Raw genomic sequence first — 22,230 nt, forward strand, 5'->3', positions numbered from 1 at the left:
GCGGTGAAGCATACCGTTGGCGGCTTGTTATTAGCGTAGTCAGAGATGCTGGCCGTGGCGGGCCATGATGTGCCGCACCACGCTGTAGTCCTGCAGCGAATCACTGGATAAGTCTTTGCCGTAACCGGAGCGCTTCAGCCCGCCGTGGGGCATTTCGCTGACCAGCATGAAATGGCTGTTGATCCAGGTGCAGCCGTATTGCAGACGCGCGGCGACCTGCATCGCCTTGTCCAGATTCTGTGTCCACACCGACGAAGCGAGGCCGTATTCGGAGTCGTTGGCCCAGTCGACGGCTTGCGCGAGTTCGTCGAAACGGGTCACGGTGACCACCGGGCCGAACACTTCGCGCTGAACGATTTCGTCGCTCTGTTTGCATCCGGCGAGCAACGTCGGTTGATAGTAGAAACCGGCACCGGAATGCACCGCCGCACCGGTCACCCGCTCGATGTGTGGTTGGCCGAGGGCGCGCTCGACAAAACTGGCTACGCGGTCGCGTTGGCGGGTGCTGATCAGCGGGCCGATCTCGTTGTCGGCATCACGTTTGCCGGCGAAGCGCAGGCTGCTGACGGCTTGGCCGAGTTCGGCGACCAATTTGTCGTGAATCCCGGCCTGCGCGTAGATCCGGCATGCGGCGGTGCAGTCCTGGCCGGCGTTGTAGTAACCGTAAGTGCGCACTCCGTCGACCACGGCCTGGATGTCGGCGTCGTTGCAGACGATTACCGGGGCTTTGCCGCCGAGTTCGAGGTGCGTGCGTTTCAGGGTTTTCGCGGCGGCCTGGAGGATTTTCTGCCCGGTGACGATATCGCCGGTCAGCGAGACCATGCGCACTTTGGCGTGACCGACCAAATGGCTGCCGACGCCTTCGCCACCCCCGCAGATGATGTTGATCACCCCGCGCGGAAGAATCTCGGCGAGCGCTGGCGCCAGCGCGAGGATCGACAGCGGCGTGTGCTCGGAGGGTTTGAACACCAGCGTGTTGCCGGCGGCGAGGGCCGGGGCGATTTTCCACGCGGCCATCATGATCGGGTAATTCCACGGCGCAATCGAGGCGATCACGCCAATCGGATCGCGACGAACCATGCTGGTGTAACCCGGCAGGTATTCACCGCTGAGCTGACCGGTCTGGCAGCGCACGGCGCCGGCGAAGAAGCGGAATACATCGACGGTCGCGGTCAGATCGTCCTGACGCGCCAGGTGCAGCGGCTTGCCGCAGTTCAGCGATTCGAGGCGGGCGAGGTGATCGGCGTGTTTTTCCACGGCGTTGGCGATGTCGAGCAGCAGGTTGGAACGTTGCTGCGGTGTGGTGCGCGACCATTCGGCAAAGGCGCGGTGGGCGGCGAGGATGGCGGCTTCGACTTGCTCGGTGCTGGCCTCGGCGATGTGCGTGAGGATCTCACCGGTGGCCGGGTTAAGAATCGGCTCGACAAAACCTTCCCCAGCGACCAATTCGCCGTCGATCAACAACGCGGTACACATCGGGGTCTGCGCGCCAGCCATTTTCCGCGATCTCTTTTCTTGTGTGGCCATTGTTGCTCCCTGAAACCGGGAGCCGACCGTCTTATAGATGCAGCAAGACTAGTGCGCGGCTCCGAGGTCGACAAATTCTAAATACTGAAGGCTGCGTTCGATTAAATAGATGGCTTGCGTCCGCCGTGGGGTTGTTCACGGGCTACGGTCAGGAATGGGTCGACCAATGCCGGGCGCGCGGTGCCACGACGCCAGGCCAGACCAACGTCGAGGGTCTGGTTGAGGTCGGCGATCGGACGCGCTTCGATGATGTCGCCCTCCAATGACCACGGGCGATAAGTCATGTCCGGTTGAATCGACACGCCCAAACCGGCGGCGACCAGGCTTCGCACGGCCTCGGTGGACGCGGTTCGCAGAGTGATCTTCGGTTGCAGCCCGGAACCGCGCCAAAAACGCTGGGCGTTGCGATCCATCTCATCGACGTTCAGTTGAATCAGCGGCTCGCGGGCGACGTCGGCGAGGTTGATGCTGTCGTGCTCCAGCAGTGGATGCTGGGCTGGCAGCCACAAACGGTGCGGTGAGTGGGTCAGTACTTCAGTTTGCAAAGCGTGGCGATCTTCGAGGTTGGAGAGGATCAGCACGCCGACATCAATCTCGCCGCTGACCAGCAAATGCTCGATGTAAGGGCGCTCGTCTTCCATCACACGGATCTCGACATTGGGATAGGCGCGTTGGAATCGTGTGAGCAAATCCGCTAGGTAATAACCGGCGACCAGACTGGTCACGCCGACGATCAACTGCCCGGCGACCTGATCGGTACTCTGTTGCAGGCTGCGCTTGGCGTTGTCGACGGTCGCGAGAATCAGGTGCGCCTGACGCAGGAATTGATGCCCTTGATGCGTCAGGGTCATGCCCTTGGCGTGGCGGCTGAACAGGCTGACGCCGATTTCCTCTTCCAGTTGCTGGATCGCCAGCGTCAGAGTCGATTGGGAAATGAATGCAGTTTGCGCGGCGGCGGAGATCGAGCCGGTCTCGGCCACGGCGATGAAATGACGAATCTGACGCAAGGTCATCATGAGAAGGGGTACCCAGTGGGCGGTTTTTATAGATTGGCCTGAGTGTATATCTATTTTCGCGAACGGCTCGGGCGTACTGAGCAACATCTGGAAGCACACTCGCGGGCCGGGCAGGGGCACTTTCGAACTAGGCTGAGGGCCTTATAGATCCGGATAACCCCTGTTTTGGAGGCGGAACATGAACACCCGTGGATTGCTCGATCAACTGCTTAAATCTGGCCAGGATCTGTTGCAGAACAAGGCTGGCGGAACGCACAACAAACCGGCGGCCGGTGGCTTGGGCGGTTTGCTCGGCGGTTCTTCAGGCACTGGCGGCCTCGGCAGTCTTTTGTCCGGCGCAGGTGGTGGCGCGTTAGCTGCTGGCGCGATGGGCTTGTTGCTCGGTAACAAGAAAGTGCGCAAGGTCGGCGGTAAAGTCGCGATCTACGGCGGGCTGGCCGCGCTGGGCGTACTGGCCTACAAGGCCTACGGCAACTACAACGCGCAAAAAGGCACGGCCCCGCAACGCGAACCACAGACCCTCGACCGTCTGCCTCCGGTGCAGGCCGAACAACACAGCCAGGCCATTCTCAAGGCGCTGGTCGCTGCCGCGAAGGCCGACGGCCACATCGATGACCGCGAGCGTCAACTGATCGAAGGCGAATTCACCAAACTCGACAACGATCAGGAGCTACAGAACTGGCTCCACGCCGAACTCAACAAACCCCTCGACCCCACCGACGTCGCACGGGCCGCGAGCACGCCGGAGATGGCGGCAGAAATGTACATCGCCAGTGTAATGCTGGTGGATGAGGAGAACTTCATGGAGAAGTCATATCTGGATGAACTGGCGCGCCAGTTGAAGCTGGAGCCAGGTTTGAAGGTGGAACTGGAGAAGCAGGTGCGGCTGGCCTCTGTGTAGAGACGGCGTGCTTTAACAATCGCAACCCCCTGTGGGAGCGAGCCTGCTCGCGAAAGCGCCGGGTCAGACGACATCGATGTTGACCGTTCCGGCCTCTTCGCGAGCAAGCTCGCTCCCACAGGTTATTCCGGCGTGCACGGAGCCTGCTCGCGATGATGTTTCAGCCTCACTGCATACGCCATGGCCGATCTATCGCCTCCTTTTGCCATTACCCCACTGGCACGCCCACCCGCAATTGTCGGACAGTCCCAGCCCAGAGCCCTCCCGCGACCCAGGCGGACAGGCCCGAGGGTTACAAAGCGTCTTATAAATGAAACACCGCCCTCGGCTATACTCCCCGCATTTCGACTAGGCACGAGGAATCACTGTGAAGAACTGGACGTTGCGCCAACGCATTTTGGCGAGCTTTGCGGTGATTATCGCCATCATGTTGCTGATGGTCGTCGTTTCGTATTCACGGCTGTTGAAGATCGAGGTCAGTGAAAACAGCGTGCGTGATGACGCGATTCCCGGCGTTTATTACAGCTCGATGATTCGAGGTGCGTGGGTCGATAGTTATCTGCAGACTCAGGAACTGCTCGGGCTCAAGGAAGGTCAGGGGATTTCCAGCGAGGACGCGGCTGACTACAAGGCGTTCGAGGCGCGTCTGCAGGAGCAGATGGCCAACTATCGCAAAACCATGGCGACCGACGAGGATCGTCTCGAGTTCGCCGCGTTCGAGAAGTATCACGACGCCTACATCCAGATTCAGGATGCCGTGCTGGATCTGCACAAACGCAACCTGGAAGCGGACGCGGTCAGGATGTTCCACGACAAGCTCACGCCTGCCTGGTATTCCGGGCGCATGAAGCTCAACGACATCATCGGCGAAAACAAGACAGTCGCCGATCAGGCCATGAACAATATCGACGATGCCGTGGCCGCAGCCAAAGTCAGCATGTTCATTTCCCTGTTGGTCGCTGTCCTCGCCGCTGGCCTGTGCGGTCTGTTGCTGATGCGCGCAATCATGGCGCCGATGAACCGCATTGTGCAGATCCTCGAAACCATGCGCACCGGTGACCTCAGTTCGCGTCTGAACCTCGATCGCAAGGACGAATTCGGCGCCGTCGAAACCGGCTTCAACGACATGATGACCGAGCTGACCGCGCTGGTGTCGCAAGCCCAGCGCTCCTCGGTGCAGGTGACCACTTCGGTGACCGAGATCGCCGCCACCTCCAAGCAACAACAAGCCACCGCCACCGAAACCGCTGCCACCACTACCGAAATCGGCGCGACGTCGCGCGAGATCGCCGCCACCTCGCGCGACTTGGTGCGCACCATGACCGAAGTGTCCACCGCCGCCGATCAGGCCTCGGTGCTTGCCGGTTCCGGGCAGCAGGGTCTGGCGCGGATGGAAGACACCATGCACTCGGTGATGGGCGCGGCCGATCTGGTCAACGCCAAACTGGCGATCCTCAACGAGAAGGCCGGCAACATCAATCAGGTGGTGGTGACCATCGTCAAAGTCGCCGATCAGACTAACCTGTTGTCGCTCAACGCAGCGATTGAAGCCGAGAAGGCCGGCGAGTACGGACGCGGTTTTGCCGTGGTCGCCACGGAAGTTCGGCGTCTGGCGGATCAGACCGCCGTGGCCACTTACGACATCGAGCAAATGGTTCGCGAGATCCAGTCGGCGGTGTCGGCGGGTGTGATGGGCATGGACAAGTTCTCCGAAGAAGTACGCCGTGGCATGTCCGAAGTGCAGCAGGTTGGCGAGCAGCTGTCGCAGATCATCCATCAGGTGCAGGCGCTGGCGCCGCGGGTGTTGATGGTCAATGAGGGCATGCAGGCGCAGGCCACCGGTGCCGAGCAGATCAACCACGCGCTGGTGCAGTTGGGGGATGCCAGCAGCCAGACCGTCGAGTCGTTGCGTCAGGCCAGTTTCGCCATCGACGAACTGAGCCAGGTGGCCGTCGGGCTGCGCAGCGGCGTTTCGCGATTCAAAGTCTGATGAGTGAAATCATCGCCAAACGCAGCGCCGCGCAGGTGGCGAAGCCGGCGTTGTTCCTGCTGTTTCGCATCGGCAGCGAACGTTACGCCCTGCGCGCTACTGAAGTTGCCGAAGTGTTGCCGCGCCTGCCGTTGAAGCCGATCGCGCGGGCGCCGCAATGGGTTGCCGGTGTGTTCGCTTATCGCGGTGCGGTAGTCCCGGTAATCGACCTCAGCGCATTGACCTTTGGCCATCCCGCTCAGGCGCGTACCAGCACGCGTCTGGTGCTGGTCAATTTCCAGCCTGATCAGTCGCAACCGGCGCAATGGCTTGGGCTGATTCTGGAACAGGCCACCGACACCCTGCGTTGCCATCCGCAAGAGTTTCAGCCTTACGGCCTCGACAACCGCGAGGCGCCTTACCTCGGCCCGGTGCGTGAAGATGCGCAGGGATTGGTGCAATGGGTACGGGTCAATGATTTGCTCGATGACGCCGTGCGTACTTTGCTGTTCCCCGATCCGCCGTTGAATCCGGCGCAGCTTGAGGCGCAGCCATGAGCGGCGATCAACGTTTTTTCGACTTTCTCAAGGAGCGCATCGGCCTCGATGTGACGTCGGTGGGCCCGGCGATCATTGAGCGCGCGGTGCGTCAGCGCACCACGCTCTCGCAAGCGGCGCATGCCAATGAGTATTGGCAGTTGCTGCAAGGCTCGCGGGATGAACAACAAGCGTTGATCGAAGCGGTGATCGTTCCCGAGACATGGTTTTTCCGCTACCCGGAATCTTTCGCGACGCTGGGCAAACTCGCCCGCAAACGCCTTGGCGAACTGAACAACATGCGTGCCTTGCGCATCCTCAGCCTGCCGTGTTCCACCGGCGAAGAACCGTATTCGATTGCCATGGCCTTGCTCGATGCCGGGCTCAAGCCTCATCAGTTCAAGGTCGACGGCATGGACGTCAGTCCGCTGTCGGTGGAGAAGGCGCGGCGCGCGTTGTACGGAAAGAATTCGTTTCGCGGTCAGGATCTGGACTTTCGCGAGCGGCACTTCACGTCTGAGCAGGACGGTCATCGAGTCAATGAAAACGTCCGTGAGCAAGTGCGTTTGCAGGTCGGCAACGTGCTCGATCCGACGCTGCTGGCCAGTGAGCCGGCGTTCGATTTCGTGTTCTGCCGCAACCTGCTGATCTATTTCGATCAGCCGACGCAAAAACTGGTGTTCGAGGTGCTCAAGCGCCTGACGCACTTCGATGGCGTGCTGTTTATCGGCCCGGCCGAGGGCAGTCTGCTCGGGCGGTTGGGCATGCGTTCGATCGGCATCCCGCAATCCTTTGCCTTCAGTCGCCACAGTGAGCCGCATCCCGAACCGCTGCCGACAGCCAAACCGATCGCGGTGCCGATCAGCCAACCGCAGCGCAGCACGCCGCCAGCGCCGGTGCGCAATCGACCGTTTGCTGCCGTAACACCACTGCCAATCGCCAGCAAAAGCGCGAACCCGGACGCGGCGACGTTGCTGGCCAACATCGCTGCACTGGCTAACGAAGGCAAAAGCGCCGAAGCCCGGGCGGCGTGCGAACAGTATTTGCGCAGCCACGAACCGGTGGCCCAAGTCTTTTACTGGCTCGGCTTGCTCAGCGATGTCGCCGGCCTGACCCTCGAAGCCCAGGGTTTCTACCGCAAGGCGTTGTACCTCGAACCGCAACATCCCGAAGCGTTGATGCACCTGGCCGCATTGCTGCAGGCCCAGGGCGACAGCGTCGGTGCCAGACGATTGCAGGAGCGCGCCGCCCGCAGCGGGCGCACCGCCGACAGTGAGCGTAAACGATGATCCCGTCCGACACCTTGAACGTCACCCACGAAGACGCCCGGGCCATCGACGATTGCTGGAACCGCATCGGCATCCATGGCGACAAATCCTGTCCGCTGCTCGAAGAGCACATTCATTGCCGCAATTGTTCGGTGTATTCCGCCGCCGCCACGCGCCTGCTCGACCGTTATGCGTTGCAGCAGGACGAGCGCGACCCGGTGGCGACTGCCGTAGAAAGCGATGTGAAAACCCGCTCGTTGCTGATGTTCCGTCTCGGCGAAGAATGGCTGGGACTGGCGACGCGCAGCCTTGTTGAAGTGGCGCCGTTGCAGGCGATTCACTCGTTGCCGCACCAGCGCTCGCGCGCCTTGCTCGGTGTGGCCAATGTACGCGGCGCGCTGGTGGCGTGCCTGTCGCTGGTTGAGTTGCTTGATCTGGATGGCAACTCGGCGCCAGCCACAGGCGCGAGAATCATGCCGCGCATGTTGATCATTGCCGCCCATGGCGGACCGGTGGTGGTGCCGGTGGATGAGGTCGACGGCATTCATGCCATCGATGAACGCATTCTCGATGCGGCTTCGCAATCCGGCGCGCAAGCCAGTGCCAAATACACCCGTGGTGTTCTGCAATATCGCGGTCGCAGCCTGCGTTGGCTGGATGAAGAACAGCTGTTGTCCGCCGTGACCCGGAGCCTCACATGACCCCCGAGCAAATGCGCGACGCCTCGCTGCTGGAGCTGTTCAGCCTCGAAGCCGAAGCGCAGACCCAAGTACTCAGCGCCGGGCTGCTGGCGCTGGAGCGCAACCCGACCCAGGCCGATCAGCTGGAATCGTGCATGCGTGCGGCGCACTCGCTCAAAGGTGCGGCGCGAATTGTCGGCATCGACAGCGGTGTCAGCGTTGCGCATGTCATGGAGGATTGCCTGGTCAGTGCGCAGGAAGGGCGGTTATTGCTGCGCCCCGAGCACATTGATGCGCTGTTGCAGGGCACCGATTTGCTGATGCGCATTGCCACGCCAGCGAATGCTCCACAACCGGCTGACATCGAAGCGTATGTGGCGTTGATGGCGCAGTTGCTGGATCCATCGTCCTCGCCTGCTGTCGCAGCGCCAGTCATGGCCGAATTGCAACTGCAAGCTCCGCGAGTTGAGCCGACGCCGCCAGCGCCCGTCATCGACGTTGCGAGTGAGACGCCAGAGCCAGCGCCACGCAAAAACAAACGCACTACCGAAGGTGGCGAACGCGTCTTGCGCGTTACCGCCGAGCGCCTGAACAGCCTGCTCGATCTGTCGAGCAAATCGCTGGTAGAAACCCAACGCCTGAAACCGCACCTGGCGACCATGCAACGCCTCAAGCGCATGCAGAACAACGGCCTGCGCGCGTTGGAAAACCTCAACGTGCACCTCAAGGAACACGCGCTGAGCCTTGAAGCGCTGGAAGCCCTGGAAGACGCGCGCCGTTTGCTCGCCGAATCCCAGCAACTGCTGAGCGAGAAAAACGCCGAACTCGACGAATTCGCCTGGCAGGCCAGCCAACGCGCGCAAGTGCTTTACGACACCGCGTTGGCCTGCCGCATGCGGCCATTTGCCGATGTGCTTACCGGCCAGGTGCGCATGGTCCGCGATCTGGGCCGCAGCCTCGGCAAACAGGTACGCCTGGAGATCGAAGGCGAGAAAACCCAGGTCGACCGCGACGTGCTGGAGAAACTCGAAGCACCGCTGACTCATTTGTTGCGCAACGCCGTCGATCACGGCATCGAAACCCCGGAGCAACGGCTGCTCAAGGGCAAGCCTGAAGAGGGCCTGATCCGCCTGCGCGCCTCGCATCAGGCCGGTCTGCTAGTGCTGGAATTGAGCGATGACGGCAACGGCGTCGACCTGGAAAAAGTCCGCCGCAGCATTGTCGAGCGGCAGTTATCCCCAGCGGAAACGGCGGCGCAGTTGAGCGAGGAAGAACTGCTGACCTTCCTCTTTCTGCCTGGTTTCAGCCTGCGCGACACGGTCACCGAAGTGTCCGGGCGGGGCGTCGGCCTCGATGCCGTTCAACACATGGTTCGCCAGTTGCGCGGCGCCGTAGAGTTGGAGCAGACCGCAGGCGAGGGCAGTCGCTTTCACCTCGAAGTGCCGTTGACCTTGTCGGTGGTGCGCAGTCTGGTGGTGGAGGTCGGTGAAGAGGCGTACGCCTTCCCACTGGCGCACATCGAACGCATGTGCGACCTGGCCCCGGAAGACATCGTGCAGGTCGAGGGCCGTCAGCATTTCTGGCACGAGGGCCAGCACGTCGGCCTGGTCGCGGCCAGCCAGTTGCTCAACCGCCCGGCCAGCCAGAACAGTGGCGAAACCCTCAAAGTCGTGGTGATCCGTGAGCGCGATGCGGTTTACGGGGTTGCCGTGGAGCGCTTTATTGGCGAGCGCACGCTGGTGGTCTTGCCACTCGACGAGCGGCTGGGCAAAGTGCAGGACATCTCCGCCGGCGCCCTGCTCGACGATGGCTCGGTAGTACTGATCGTCGACGTCGAAGACATGTTGCGTTCGGTGGACAAACTGCTCAATACCGGGCGCCTTGAACGCATCGCCCGTCACGGCAATCAAGCCGCCGAAGCCGCGCGCAAACGCGTGCTGGTGGTCGACGATTCGCTGACCGTGCGCGAACTGCAACGCAAACTGCTGCTCAATCGCGGCTACGACGTTGCGGTGGCGGTGGACGGCATGGACGGTTGGAACGCACTGCGTTCGGAGGACTTCGATTTGCTGATCACCGACATCGACATGCCGCGCATGGACGGCATCGAACTGGTAACTCTGCTGCGCCGCGACAATCGCCTGCAATCGCTGCCGGTGATGGTCGTGTCGTACAAGGATCGCGAAGAGGATCGCCGCCGTGGCCTCGATGCCGGCGCTGACTATTATTTAGCCAAAGCCAGTTTTCATGACGACGCCCTGCTCGACGCAGTGGTCGAGCTTATTGGAGGAGCGCGGGCATGAAGATCGCAATCGTCAACGACATGCCCATGGCGGTGGAGGCCCTGCGCCGGGCGCTGGCCTTCGAGCCGGCGCATCAGGTGGTCTGGGTCGCCCGCAACGGCGCCGAGGCGGTGCAACTGTGCGCCGAAAACACCCCGGATCTGATCCTGATGGACCTGATCATGCCGGTGATGGACGGCGTCGAAGCCACCCGCCGGATCATGGCCGAAACCCCGTGTGCCATTGTCATCGTGACCGTTGACCGCCAGCAGAACGTGCATCGGGTCTTTGAAGCCATGGGCCACGGCGCGCTGGATGTGGTCGACACTCCGGCACTCGGCGCCGGCGACGCTCGGGAAGCCGCCGCGCCGTTGCTGCGCAAGATCCTCAATATTGGCTGGCTGATCGGCGAGAAGCCCACGCGTTCGCGGCCGGCGCCACCGGCCCAGCGCAGTTCCGCTTCGTGCCAGCGGCTGGTGGCGATTGGCTCGTCGGCTGGTGGGCCGGCGGCGCTGGAAGTCCTGCTCAAAGGCTTGCCGAAGGATTTTTCGGCAGCCATTGTGCTGGTGCAGCACGTCGATCAGGTGTTCGCCGCCGGCATGGCCGAATGGCTGGCCAGCGCCAGCGGCCTCGATGTGCGTCTGGCCCGCGAGGGCGAACCGCCGCAAGCCGGCGCGGTGCTGCTGGCCGGCACCAATCACCATATTCGCTTACTGAAAAACGGCACGCTGGCCTACACCGCCGAGCCGGTCAACGAAATCTATCGGCCCTCGATCGATGTGTTTTTCGAGAGTGTCGCCAGCTATTGGAATGGCGACGCCGTCGGGGTTTTATTGACCGGGATGGGGCGCGACGGGGCGCAAGGGCTTAAGCTCATGCGTCAGCAGGGTTACCTGACCATCGCGCAGGATCAGCAAAGCAGTGCGGTGTACGGCATGCCCAAGGCTGCTGCGGCGATTGATGCCGCGGTTGAAATCCGTGCACTGGAAAAGATAGCGCCACGATTGCTGGAGGTTTTCCCAAAATGAACAGGTTTATCGGCAATCCTGGCCCCCGCAGTACACAGGTGACCGCCCATGAATGACTTACAGATCGACGACATTAAAACCGACGAAAACGCCGCCATGGTGTTGTTGGTGGACGATCAGGCGATGATCGGCGAAGCGGTGCGCCGTGGGCTGTCGAATCAAGAAAACATCGACTTTCACTTCTGCTCCGACCCGCAGCAGGCCATCGCGCAGGCCGTGCGGATCAAGCCGACGGTGATTCTCCAGGACCTGGTGATGCCCGGCCTCGATGGCCTGAGCCTGGTGCGTGAATACCGCAATCACCCGGCGACCAAGGACATTCCGATCATCGTCCTGTCGACCAAGGAAGACCCGCTGATCAAGAGCGCGGCGTTCTCCGCCGGCGCCAACGATTATCTGGTGAAACTGCCGGACACCATCGAACTGGTGGCGCGCATCCGCTATCACTCGCGCTCGTACATGACGCTGCTGCAACGCGACGCGGCGTATCGCGCGCTGCGGGTCAGCCAGCAGCAATTGCTCGACACCAATCTGGTGCTGCAACGGCTGATGAACTCCGATGGCCTGACCGGGCTGTCCAACCGTCGGCACTTCGACGAATACCTGGAACTGGAATGGCGCCGCTCGTTGCGCGATCAGAGCCAGCTGTCGTTGTTGATGATCGATGTCGATTACTTCAAGTCCTACAACGACAGCTTTGGCCATGTTGAAGGCGACGAAGCGCTGCGCAAGGTCGCCACGGCGATCCGTGACGCCAGCGCGCGACCGTCGGATCTGCCGGCGCGTTATGGCGGGGAAGAGTTTGTGCTGGTGCTGCCGAACACCTCGCCGGGCGGTGCGCGGCTGGTGGCGGAGAAACTGCGGCAGACCGTGGCATCCTTGAAAATTCCGCACAACACCCCGGCGGAAGGGGCGAGCCTGACCATCAGTATTGGTCTGGCGACGATGGTGCCGCAGGCGGGTAGTGATTGTCGCTTGCTGATTTCGGCGGCGGATCGTGGGTTGTACCTGGCCAAGAACAATGGGCGTAATCAGGTCGGGATCGAATAAACGCTTACCCTCACCCCAGCCCTCTCCCAAAGGGAGAGGGGGCCGACCGAGGTGTCTGGCGCTGTACATCGACCTGATCGACCGATTTGATTATGGATCTTCAAGCTCAACATTTCCGGATTCAGCTAAGCCCTTTCACGTCGGCGTACCTCCCGAACATCCCCCAATCGGTCCCCTCTCCCTCCGGGAGAGGGCTAGGGTGAGGGCAGGCCCATACGCCAATTTCTGCTTGAAATCCTTGGCGATCATGGAATCGGCAAAGCCCTTTCAGTTCGGCGTATCTCTCAAATATCCCCCAATCGGTCCCCTCTACCTCTGGGAGAGGGTTAGGGTGAGGGCAAAGGTTTTAATGATCCCCACACCCGCCAGACGGGCTGCCGTGACAGCCTGATTACGTTATACTCGCCGGCTTTCAAAAGTTCGCCAACGAGTGCTGCCCGTCATGGAAATCAATCCGATCCTGAACACCATCAAGGACCTGTCCGAGCGCTCCGAAACTATTCGGGGGTATCTTTGACTACGATCAAAAGCATGAGCGTCTGACTGAAGTCAATCGCGAGCTTGAAGATCCGAGTGTCTGGAACAAACCTGAATACGCCCAGGAGCTGGGCCGCGAGCGTTCGGCGCTGGCGCAGATCGTCGATACCCTCGATGAACTGAACGCCGGCCTGGCCGATTGCCGCGATCTGCTGGACATGGCCGTCGAAGAAAACGACGAAGGCGCAGTGGGCGATGTCGTCGCCGAGCTGGCCCGTCTCGAGGAAAATCTGGCCAAGCTGGAATTCCGCCGCATGTTCAGCCATGAAATGGACCCGAACAACGCCTACCTGGATATCCAGGCCGGTTCCGGCGGCACCGAAGCCCAGGACTGGGCCAACATCCTCCTGCGCATGTACCTGCGCTGGGCGGATAAACGCGGTTTCGACGCGACCATCATGGAACTGTCGGCCGGTGAAGTCGCCGGTATCAAAGGTGCGACCGTGCACATCAAGGGCGAATACGCCTTTGGCTGGCTGCGCACCGAGATCGGCGTGCACCGTCTGGTGCGCAAGAGCCCGTTCGACTCCGGCAACCGTCGCCACACCTCGTTCTCCGCGGTGTTCGTCTCGCCAGAGATCGACGACAAGGTCGAAATCGAAATCAACCCGGCAGACCTGCGAATCGACACCTATCGTTCTTCGGGTGCCGGTGGTCAGCACGTAAACACCACCGACTCGGCCGTACGTATCACTCACGTACCGACCAACACCGTGGTCAGCTGCCAGAACGAACGTTCCCAGCACGCCAACAAGGACACCGCCATGAAAATGCTGCGGGCCAAGTTGTACGAGCAGGAAATGCAGAAACGCAACGCCGCATCGCAAGCGCTGGAAGACACCAAATCCGACATCGGCTGGGGTCACCAGATTCGCTCGTACGTGCTCGATGCGTCGCGGATCAAGGATCTGCGCACCAACATCGAACGCAGCGACTGCGACAAGGTACTCGACGGCGACATCGACGAATACCTGTATGCCAGCCTGAAATCGGGCCTGTAAAAGACGCAATACAGCATCGGCTGCTTCAACCCGATCCCTGTAGGAGCCAGCCCTGCTGGCGATCCCCGGGCCGCAAGGTCCGGGGGCAACGAACCTGATGGAATATCTAAAGACATGAGCGACCAACAACTCGACCCGCAAGCCCTGCAACAGGAAGAAAACTCCCTGATCGCCCTGCGCAAGGAAAAGCTGGCTGCCGAGCGCGCCAAGGGCAATGCCTTCCCGAACGACTTCCGCCGCGAAAACTACTGCGAAGAACTGCAGAAGAAATACGCGGACAAGACCAAGGAAGAGCTGGCAGAGGCTGCAATCCCGGTCAAGGTTGCCGGTCGCATCATGCTCAACCGTGGTTCGTTCATGGTGATCCAGGACATGACCGGTCGCATCCAGGTCTACGTCAACCGTAAAACCCTGTCGGAAGACACCCTGGCCGCGGTGAAAACCTGGGACATGGGCGACATCATTGCTGCCGAAGGCACCCTGGCGCGTTCCGGCAAGGGCGACCTGTATGTTGAAATGACCAGCGTGCGTCTGCTGACCAAATCGCTGCGTCCGCTGCCGGACAAGCACCACGGCCTGACCGATACCGAACAGCGCTACCGTCAGCGTTACGTTGACCTGATCGTCAACGAAGACGTGCGTCAGACCTTCCGCGTCCGTTCGCAAGTGATCGCGCACATCCGCAGCTTCCTGATGAAGCGCGACTTCCTCGAAGTCGAAACGCCGATGCTGCAGACCATTCCGGGCGGCGCTGCGGCCAAGCCGTTCGAAACCCACCACAACGCGCTGGACATGGAAATGTTCCTGCGTATCGCCCCTGAGCTGTATCTGAAGCGTCTGGTGGTCGGTGGTTTTGAAAAGGTTTTCGAGATCAATCGCAACTTCCGTAACGAAGGCGTCTCGACTCGGCACAACCCTGAATTCACCATGTTGGAGTTCTACCAGGCTTACGCCGACTACGAAGACAACATGGACCTGACCGAAGAACTGTTCCGTGAGCTGGCGCAGCTGGTGCTGGGCAGCACCGACGTGCCGTACGGCGACAAGGTGTTCCACTTCGGCGAGCCGTTCGTGCGTCTGTCGGTGTTCGACTCGATCCTCAAGTACAACCCTGAGCTGACTGCCGATGATCTGAACGACATCGACAAGGCCCGCGCCATCGCCAAGAAGGCCGGTGCCAAGGTGCTGGGCTTCGAAGGTCTGGGCAAGCTGCAGGTGATGATTTTCGAAGAGCTGGTCGAGCACAAACTGGAACAGCCGCACTTCATCACTCAGTACCCGTTCGAAGTCTCGCCGCTGGCTCGTCGCAACGATGACAACCCGAACGTCACCGACCGTTTCGAGCTGTTCATCGGTGGCCGTGAAATCGCCAACGCCTACTCCGAGTTGAACGACGCGGAAGACCAGGCCGAGCGCTTCATGGCGCAGGTGGCCGACAAGGACGCCGGCGACGACGAAGCCATGCACTACGACGCCGACTTCGTTCGCGCGCTGGAGTACGGCATGCCGCCAACGGCCGGTGAAGGCATCGGCATCGACCGTCTGGTGATGTTGCTGACCAACTCGCCGTCGATCCGCGATGTGATCCTGTTCCCGCACATGCGACCGCAAGCGTAAACGTTTCAGTTAAAAAGCCGCCTAAAACAGGCGGCTTTTTATTGCCTGTCTGGTACAAATGTATCAATTGGTTAATTTTGCAATAGCAGAGGAAGTTCTGTCGTGATGGGTGCAATAGCTCAAGAGGGTGCAGCGGGTATCGCCACTGCGGTCGCTGAAAGTGTTCAGTACCAGGGTCGCAAGGCCAGCCGACAGGGCAGTGAGCAGCGTCGCCAGGACATTCTCGACGCCGCGATGCGCATTGTCGTGCGCGACGGCGTGCGCGCCGTGCGCCATCGTGCAGTGGCCGCCGAGGCAGGTGTGCCGCTGTCGGCGACCACGTATTACTTCAAGGACATCGATGACCTGCTCACCGATACCTTCGCCCAATACGTTGAACGCAGCGCGGCGTACATGGCCAAGTTGTGGGTCAACAATGAAGGTCTGTTGCGTGACATGGTCGTCAGTGGCGACGGCAGCCCGGAGTCGCGCTCGCAACTGGCGGACGATATTGCGCGGCTGATGGCCGACTATGTGCACCGGCAGTTGATTAACCGGCGTGAGCATTTGATGGCCGAACAGGCATTCCGTCAGGAGGCGTTGCTTAACCCGCGCCTGGCGATTTTGGTGCGTTCACATCAGCAGATTCTGTTGCAGGGTACCTGCCAGTTGTTCCAGGTGTTGGGCTCGCGTGAACCGCAGCAAGATGCCAAGGTGTTGACGGCGATTATCGGACGGATGGAATATCAGGGCCTGCTCAACGACGCCGAGCCTTTGGCCGAAGAGGACATGCTCGGCATTCTGACGCGGTATATGCACCTGGTGCTCGCGTCGGTCTGACCACAAGATCGTTCCCACGCTCTGCGTGGGAATGCCGCCGGGGACGCTCCGCGTCCCTTCGTCGACATGACGCAGAGCGTCAGTGAATGCATTCCCACGCAGAGCGTGGGAACGATCGATCACCATGAGGGCGGCCAATGTTCATAGGGAGTATTGAATGAAAGCCTGGCGTGGCGTGCTGATCGCCTTGTCGTTCCTGCTGCTCAGTGGCTGTCTGGTGACGTTCAAGGAACCGCTGACCGCCAGCGAACCGGCGCCCAAAGGCCTGCTCGGCAAATGGTCGAGCACCAATGCCTGGGGCGAGCCGATGAACCTTGAGCTGACGCGCCTGGGCAACGATCGCTATCAGGCCGTCACGTACTTCAAGGCCAAACCCCACGAGCGTGAAGCCTATCCCTTCACCGTGTCGCGCCACGGCAGCCGCTGGTATCTGTCGGCGAAAGTGCCGGCGCGCTTCGGCGGCCACTTCACCATCGCCGGCTTCGAGCTCACCGACAAACACGAACTGGTGGTCTACAACCTCGATCTCGACCAGATCAATCAAGCGATCAACCAGAAAGCCCTCGACGGTCAGGTTTTCCAGACTGACGATGGCGACGGCGTGCAGGTCGACAGCAACCTCGACAAGGTTTTTGCATACCTCGATGATCCGGCCAATTCCGATGTTTTCGTGGAAGCCGTGCGCTACCAGCGTCAGGCCCGCGCCAAATAATTCAGTTTTCTACAGGAGTTTCGGGTGGACGATTACCAGCAGACGATACGCATGTTGTCCGACCGCATTGTGCTGGCGCAGACGCCGATCCGTGTGCTCGACGCGGTCAAGTGGGACGAGAACATCCGCAAGGGTTTCCTCAAGGCCAAAGGCAAGGAAATGCCCGCCGTCGATCGCGACTACTACCTCAATCGGCCGCTGAGTTTCGATTCGAGCAAGGTCAAGCTGGAGTTCCAGAACATCGAGCGCGACATCACCCGCCAGCTCGGCCAGTTCAACCCGGTCGGGCAGATCATGCGCCGTATGTGCAAGGAATACCGCATGGTGGTGCGCATGCTTGAAGCGCGTGGCACCGAGGATTTCGGCCTGATTTCGCAGGAACTGTACGGCGCCGCCTCCGATGCATTCCACGCCGGTGACCCAACGCTGGCCGACCTCGGCCTGATGATGTCCGACTACCTGAACAACATTGATGGCCGTGGCGACCTCAAGGACGAGCCGAAAATTCTCACCGCCAAAGACGCGGTGCACTTGCTGCAGACCCGTCTGAACAAAGTGTTCGGCGAGGCCGAGGAAACCATCCGCGTGTTCGAGTCCGACGGCATCGTTGCCGACGCGGCGGCCGGCGCCGACTACATCAAGATCCGCACCGACGCGATGTTCAACGATCGCGACGTACGCGCGCTGGAAGTCCACGAAGGCCTGGTGCACGTCGGCACCACGCTCAACGGGCTGAACCAGCCGATCTGCACCTTCCTGTCCAAAGGCCCACCGTCGTCGACGGTGACCCAGGAAGGCCTGGCGATCCTGATGGAAATCATCACGTTCGCCTCCTACCCGAGTCGCCTGCGCAAACTGACCAACCGCACCCGCGCCATTCACATGGTCGAGGAGGGCGCCGACTTCCTGCAGATCTTCGAGTTCTTCCGCGAGCAGGGCTTTGAGATGGCGGAAAGTTACGGCAACGCCAGTCGGGTTTTCCGTGGCTCGACGCCGACCGGGCTGCCATTCACCAAAGACTTGTCCTACCTCAAGGGCTTTATCATGGTTTACAACTACATTCAGTTGGCCGTGCGTAAGGGCAAGCTTGAGCAGATTCCGTTGTTGTTCTGCGGCAAGACCACACTGGAAGACATGCGGACCTTGCGCCAACTGGTGGATGAAGGATTGGTGGTGCCGCCGAAATACCTGCCGGATCAGTTCCGCGATTTGAATGCGTTGTCGGCGTGGATGTGTTTCTCCAACTTCCTCAATCACTTGAGCCTGGACCGGATCGAAGCGGATTACTCCAATATCCTTTGAACAACCAATATCCCCTGTGGGAGCTGGCTTGCCAGCGATTGCATTCTGTCAGTCAATATTGATGTTGGCTGACCCACCGCCATCGCTGGCAAGCCAGCTCCCACAGGGTTATTTGTTTTTCTCTGAATCGTTTGTTTGCCAATTTCTTTTACGAGGTTTCACCGGATGAGAATCCTCGGCATCTTCTGCCTGCTCCTGACCCTCGGCGGTTGCAGTTCGCTGTTGTTCTACCCCGAGCCGGGCCAGATCTTTACCCCGGAAAAAGCCAAGCTCGAATACCGGACGGTAACTTTGGTTACCGCTGATGGCTTGAAGCTCAACGCCTGGTGGCTACCGGCGAAACCCGGTGTCGAAGTCAAAGGCACCGTTCTGCACCTGCACGGCAACGGCGGTAACCTGCCGATGCACCTCGGTGGCAGTTGGTGGCTGCCGAAAAACGGCTATCAAGTGCTGCTGGTCGACTATCGCGGTTATGGCCTGTCCGAGGGCGAGCCGAGTTTGCCGGCGATCTATCAGGACATCGACGCCGCGTTCGCCTGGCTCGACAAGGCGCCCGAGGTCAAAGGCAAGCCGCTGATTCTGCTCGGTCAGAGCCTCGGCGGTTCGATGGCCGTGCATTGGCTGGTGCAGCATCCCGAACGGCAGAAACAACTCAAGGCTTTGGTGCTCGACGGCGTGCCCGCGAGCTATCGCAGTGTCGGCCAATATGCTCTCAGCACTTCGTGGCTGACCTGGCCATTTCAGGTACCACTGTCGTGGCTGGTGCCGGATGGCGACAGCGCGATCAACTCGATGCCGCTACTCAACGGCGTGCCGAAGCTGATCTTCCACAGCATCGACGATCCGCTGGTCCCGCTTTCCAACGGCATCCGTCTGTATCAAGCTGCGCCGCCACCGCGTGTGCTGCAACTGACCCGTGGCGGTCATGTGCAGACCTTCGGCGACCCGGTGTGGCGTCAGGTCATGCTGCGCTACCTCGACGATCCGGAGCATTTCAACGGCCTGCGCCGTCTCGGCGAAATCCCCAATTACCCGACACCCCCGAATTCTGAAGATGAGAGTCCGCAATGACTGAAGAACGCAACGCCATCCCGCTGATCATCACCGGTATCTGCAGCATCCTCGGCACCGTCGGGGCGCTGTGGTACTACGGCTACCTGCACTTCGCCAAACCCGAGGATGCGTTGCTGCTCAATGAATTCACCATGCTCAAGACCGTGCCGGGCGAAGACTACAAGGTCTCGCTCGACCCGGCGGCGCAAGTGGCGCAGTGCATTGATGGCGTGTTGGTGTTGTTCGATACCGAGCAGAAAGGTTTGACCGGTGTGCTGATTAACGCCCAGAAGAAAGCCGTGCGTTGCATGGGTGAGGAGACTCCGCAGAAGCTGGAACAGTGATTCTGCAGGTTCAGCCCTCACCCTAACCCTCTCCCAGGGGGAGAGGGGACTGACCGAGGTGTTCTTTCGAGTTACGCCGACCTGATCCACCGAGTCGAACGCAAATGTGAAAACACCACAAATCGGCCCCCTCTCCCTCGGGAGAGGGCTGGGGTGAGGGGCTGCGATATCAGCCAGCACAAAAAGCCCCGCCTGATCCATCGTGTCGAACACAAATTCTGAAAGCACCACAAATCGGCTCCCTCTCCCTCGGGAGAAGGCTGGGGTGAGGGGGCGCGATTTCAGCCCGCACAAAAAAGCCCCGCCTGATCCATCGTGTCGAACACAAATTCTGAAAGCACCACAAATCGGCTCCCTCTCCCTCGGGAGAGGGCTGGGGTGAGGGGGCGCGATTTCAGCCCGCACAAAAAAGCCCCGCCTGATCACTCAGGCGAGGCTTTTGCGTTACAGCAGGGCGCTTAGTTCGAGCTGACCGCCGAACGTGGCATCACTGGCTGGTTGTCGTTGGAAATGGTCACTTCCACGCGACGGTTCATTGCACGACCGGAAGCGCTGCCGTTTTCGGCAACCGGGTATTCCTTGCCGTAGCCTTGGGTGACGATACGCGCTGGATCAACGCCCATTTTCACCAGTGCGGTGCGCACGGAGTTGGCGCGACGCTCGGACAGCGACTGGTTGTGGCTGGCTGTACCGGTGCTGTCGGTGTAACCCTCGACGATCACTTTGCGATCCGGGTTTTCCTGGAGGAATTGCGCCAGTTTGTTGATGTTCACCAGGCCGCTGGATTTAAGGTCGGCACGGTCGGTGGCGAACAGCACGTCACCGAAAGTCACCAGCGTACCGCGATCGGTCTGCTTGGCGTTCAGGCTGTCCTGCAGCTGTTTGATCTGCTGATCGCGAGCATCCAGACGCGCTTGAGCACGTTGGGCAGCTGCGTTCTTCAGATTGTTTTCAGCGGTGCGCAGGGCGATGGTCTGCTTGGCCACTTCCACACGCTGGTTGGTCAGGTAAGCCAGTTGGTCAACTTTGGCCGCGTCTTGTTTGTCCAGGTAAGCCTTGTCGGCCTTGTCCAGGTAATCGCTGGCGTCTTTGGTTTCCAGCGCCGCGACTTTGCTTGCCTGCGGGTTGGCTTGCAGGCCGGCGTAGTTGGTGCGCGCGTTTTCCAGATTCGGGTTAGGCGGAGTGGAGCAGGCAGCCAGAGCAACGCTTGCGGCCAGAAGAGCGGGGATCATCAGTTGCTTACGCATAATTTTCGTCCTTTCTATCGATAAGAGATTCAGCTTTGCGGTCGGGATGCGCGCTTACTGCACGGTGCGCTGACTTTCCTGACGCAGTTCCTGAACACCTTTCTGGGAATCCTTCACAGCCTGTTCGGCTTTTGCGGCCTGAGCCTTGCGTTCGGCGACGCGAGCGTCCCACTCGGCTTGCTCGGACAGGGTGCGAGCCTCGTCATACTTCTTGTCGTGCATGGCGATTTCGGCTTGTTTCAGTTTGTCCTGCGCCTGCTTCATCTCAACCGCAGCGAACTCGGTACCGCCGGCGCTGACAGCGCTGTTCACGGCCGATTGGGTCACGGCGTATTGCTCGCTCGGTGGGTTACCGGCGCAACCGGCCAGCACGAAGCTGGTGCCGATGGCCAGAGCAGCCAGTTTCAGACCGCGCAGGTGGGTAAACGAGGTTTGGTTTTTCATGGTCTTCAACTCCATTAGGCATCTCCTGAATACATCTGAATCCATCCTGGTCGAGGAGCCGCAAGCGACGTGTGAAAGCGCGTTTTTGAAACGCTCGTTCCAGGCGTGGTTACAGGTTCCGACCGGCGGGATTTTTCAAAAGTTCAGAAAAGATGGCCTATCGCCAAAATAATTTTTGACTGAATGGACAAGGCTCTAAAGCGGGAACTTTGGCGGGATGAAGCGGTACGCGCGGGGAAAGAAAGACGTAGTGCTGGAGGAAAAATACATTCCCTGTGGGAGCTGGCTTGCCAGCGATGGGGCCATCAGATTCAACACATCGGTGACTGAACGGACGCCATCGCTGGCAAGCCAGCTCCCACAGGGTTAACGCAATGCCGGATCAGTGTTTTTGCTTGCCTGCCGCGGCCGAGAGGTCATGCAAATGCCGGCGCGAAAGCGCCAGAAACCGCGGCGTAGGCCCGACATCCTCATACAACGGATCACCTTCCTCATCCGTCGCCACCACCGTCGAACCCTTCACATACGGCAGGCTCGCCTCAAACTCTTCAAGCGCCGCGCCGATCAGTTCGCCGAGCAATTCTTCGACATGCCGTTTGGGGTACATCTCGGTAATCGCTGCCAGACGCGCAGCGGCTTCGACGTCCAGATGAATCGAGTAGCCAGTGTCGGTCAGGCGACCCTTGGCGTTTTCTTCCCAATGCTGGGCGAGTTCACGAATTTTCATGATGACCTCATTTCGCACCTGCTCATGGCAGGTCTGGGTGAGTGTCCGCCGGGGCCGGCGGCAAGCCGTTGTACGGCTTACTGTTGAGACTAGCTTTCGCCCGCAAGGTTTAACGTCCCTTGGTCGGATGCTTGTAAGAAGCGTCGTAGAGCGGCACTCTCTAGGTCATG

The 22,230-nt window shown here is 60.4% G+C and carries 20 protein-coding genes; 15 read left to right on the plus strand and 5 right to left on the minus strand.

Annotation, left to right across the window (positions count from 1 at the left end; translation table 11 throughout):
- Positions 1-39: 39 nt before the first annotated feature.
- On the minus strand, positions 40-1,497 hold the full coding sequence (locus ACZZ0A_RS01920; protein ID WP_463544072.1) for a gamma-aminobutyraldehyde dehydrogenase: 1,458 nt from the start codon (positions 1,495-1,497) through the stop codon (positions 40-42).
- Positions 1,498-1,628: 131 nt separating this feature from the next.
- Entirely contained in the window at positions 1,629-2,543 is a 915-nt protein-coding gene (locus tag ACZZ0A_RS01925) for a LysR family transcriptional regulator (RefSeq protein WP_007949637.1), read from the minus strand.
- Between the two features lie 178 nt (positions 2,544-2,721).
- Between ACZZ0A_RS01925 and ACZZ0A_RS01930 the strand changes: the two genes are divergently transcribed.
- The 15 genes from ACZZ0A_RS01930 to ACZZ0A_RS02000 all read left to right on the plus strand — a co-directional run bounded on the left by ACZZ0A_RS01930 (position 2,722) and on the right by ACZZ0A_RS02000 (position 19,642).
- Positions 2,722-3,444, plus strand: a complete 723-nt coding sequence (locus tag ACZZ0A_RS01930; RefSeq protein ID WP_447783804.1) for a tellurite resistance TerB family protein — start codon at positions 2,722-2,724, stop codon at positions 3,442-3,444.
- A 367-nt stretch (positions 3,445-3,811) separates the two neighbouring features.
- Positions 3,812-5,434, plus strand: a complete 1,623-nt coding sequence (locus ACZZ0A_RS01935; RefSeq protein ID WP_007908936.1) for a methyl-accepting chemotaxis protein — start codon at positions 3,812-3,814, stop codon at positions 5,432-5,434.
- Entirely contained in the window at positions 5,434-5,970 is a 537-nt protein-coding gene (locus ACZZ0A_RS01940; RefSeq protein WP_007908934.1) for a chemotaxis protein CheW, read from the plus strand. Before ACZZ0A_RS01935 ends, ACZZ0A_RS01940 begins: the two co-directional genes overlap by 1 nt.
- On the plus strand, positions 5,967-7,238 hold the full coding sequence (locus ACZZ0A_RS01945) for a CheR family methyltransferase (RefSeq protein WP_095112547.1): 1,272 nt from the start codon (positions 5,967-5,969) through the stop codon (positions 7,236-7,238). The genes ACZZ0A_RS01940 and ACZZ0A_RS01945 overlap by 4 nt, the downstream gene beginning before the upstream one ends.
- Positions 7,235-7,918 (plus strand): chemotaxis protein CheW, encoded by a 684-nt coding sequence (locus tag ACZZ0A_RS01950; protein ID WP_123374575.1) that lies wholly within the window; start codon positions 7,235-7,237, stop codon positions 7,916-7,918. The genes ACZZ0A_RS01945 and ACZZ0A_RS01950 overlap by 4 nt, the downstream gene beginning before the upstream one ends.
- Positions 7,915-10,200, plus strand: a complete 2,286-nt coding sequence (locus ACZZ0A_RS01955; RefSeq protein WP_463542454.1) for a response regulator — start codon at positions 7,915-7,917, stop codon at positions 10,198-10,200. The genes ACZZ0A_RS01950 and ACZZ0A_RS01955 overlap by 4 nt, the downstream gene beginning before the upstream one ends.
- Complete coding sequence (cheB, locus tag ACZZ0A_RS01960) at positions 10,197-11,207, plus strand: chemotaxis response regulator protein-glutamate methylesterase (protein WP_007908919.1); 1,011 nt, start codon at positions 10,197-10,199, stop codon at positions 11,205-11,207. The genes ACZZ0A_RS01955 and cheB overlap by 4 nt, the downstream gene beginning before the upstream one ends.
- Before the next feature lie 48 nt (positions 11,208-11,255).
- On the plus strand, positions 11,256-12,257 hold the full coding sequence (locus tag ACZZ0A_RS01965; RefSeq protein WP_007908918.1) for a response regulator: 1,002 nt from the start codon (positions 11,256-11,258) through the stop codon (positions 12,255-12,257).
- A 442-nt stretch (positions 12,258-12,699) separates the two neighbouring features.
- Positions 12,700-13,795 (plus strand): peptide chain release factor 2 gene (gene prfB / locus ACZZ0A_RS01970; protein WP_102358477.1). Its coding sequence is split into 2 segments (ribosomal slippage): positions 12,700-12,771 and positions 12,773-13,795, totalling 1,095 coding nucleotides; the frame shifts between segments, so codons are not numbered across the junction.
- Positions 13,796-13,909: 114 nt separating this feature from the next.
- Positions 13,910-15,412, plus strand: coding sequence for a lysine--tRNA ligase (gene lysS / locus ACZZ0A_RS01975; RefSeq protein WP_463542455.1), 1,503 nt, complete (start codon positions 13,910-13,912; stop codon positions 15,410-15,412).
- A gap of 105 nt (positions 15,413-15,517) precedes the next feature.
- Positions 15,518-16,231, plus strand: a complete 714-nt coding sequence (locus ACZZ0A_RS01980) for a TetR/AcrR family transcriptional regulator (RefSeq protein WP_007908909.1) — start codon at positions 15,518-15,520, stop codon at positions 16,229-16,231.
- A 157-nt stretch (positions 16,232-16,388) separates the two neighbouring features.
- Positions 16,389-16,943 carry a hypothetical protein gene (locus ACZZ0A_RS01985; RefSeq protein WP_007908908.1) on the plus strand — a complete coding sequence of 185 codons (555 nt, stop codon included), beginning with the start codon at positions 16,389-16,391 and terminating at the stop codon, positions 16,941-16,943.
- Between the two features lie 51 nt (positions 16,944-16,994).
- The gene (locus tag ACZZ0A_RS01990) at positions 16,995-18,245 is read left to right on the plus strand and encodes a flavohemoglobin expression-modulating QEGLA motif protein (protein ID WP_176091693.1); all 1,251 of its coding nucleotides are present in this window, start codon (positions 16,995-16,997) and stop codon (positions 18,243-18,245) included.
- Between the two features lie 165 nt (positions 18,246-18,410).
- Entirely contained in the window at positions 18,411-19,316 is a 906-nt protein-coding gene (locus ACZZ0A_RS01995) for an alpha/beta hydrolase (protein ID WP_414916566.1), read from the plus strand.
- Positions 19,313-19,642, plus strand: coding sequence for a hypothetical protein (locus ACZZ0A_RS02000; protein WP_007908903.1), 330 nt, complete (start codon positions 19,313-19,315; stop codon positions 19,640-19,642). The genes ACZZ0A_RS01995 and ACZZ0A_RS02000 overlap by 4 nt, the downstream gene beginning before the upstream one ends.
- A gap of 458 nt (positions 19,643-20,100) precedes the next feature.
- Here ACZZ0A_RS02000 and ACZZ0A_RS02005 read toward each other — a convergent pair whose 3' ends face one another.
- From ACZZ0A_RS02005 to ACZZ0A_RS02015, 3 genes are all read right to left on the minus strand, one after another.
- Positions 20,101-20,889 carry a lipotoxin F family OmpA-related protein LptF gene (locus tag ACZZ0A_RS02005; protein ID WP_007908901.1) on the minus strand — a complete coding sequence of 263 codons (789 nt, stop codon included), beginning with the start codon at positions 20,887-20,889 and terminating at the stop codon, positions 20,101-20,103.
- A gap of 54 nt (positions 20,890-20,943) precedes the next feature.
- Positions 20,944-21,348 carry a DUF4398 domain-containing protein gene (locus ACZZ0A_RS02010; RefSeq protein WP_007908899.1) on the minus strand — a complete coding sequence of 135 codons (405 nt, stop codon included), beginning with the start codon at positions 21,346-21,348 and terminating at the stop codon, positions 20,944-20,946.
- Between the two features lie 367 nt (positions 21,349-21,715).
- Entirely contained in the window at positions 21,716-22,060 is a 345-nt protein-coding gene (locus ACZZ0A_RS02015) for a pilin assembly protein (protein WP_095112540.1), read from the minus strand.
- Positions 22,061-22,230: the final 170 nt, after the last annotated feature.

It is taken from the genome of Pseudomonas sp. AC242 (assembly GCF_979258655.1).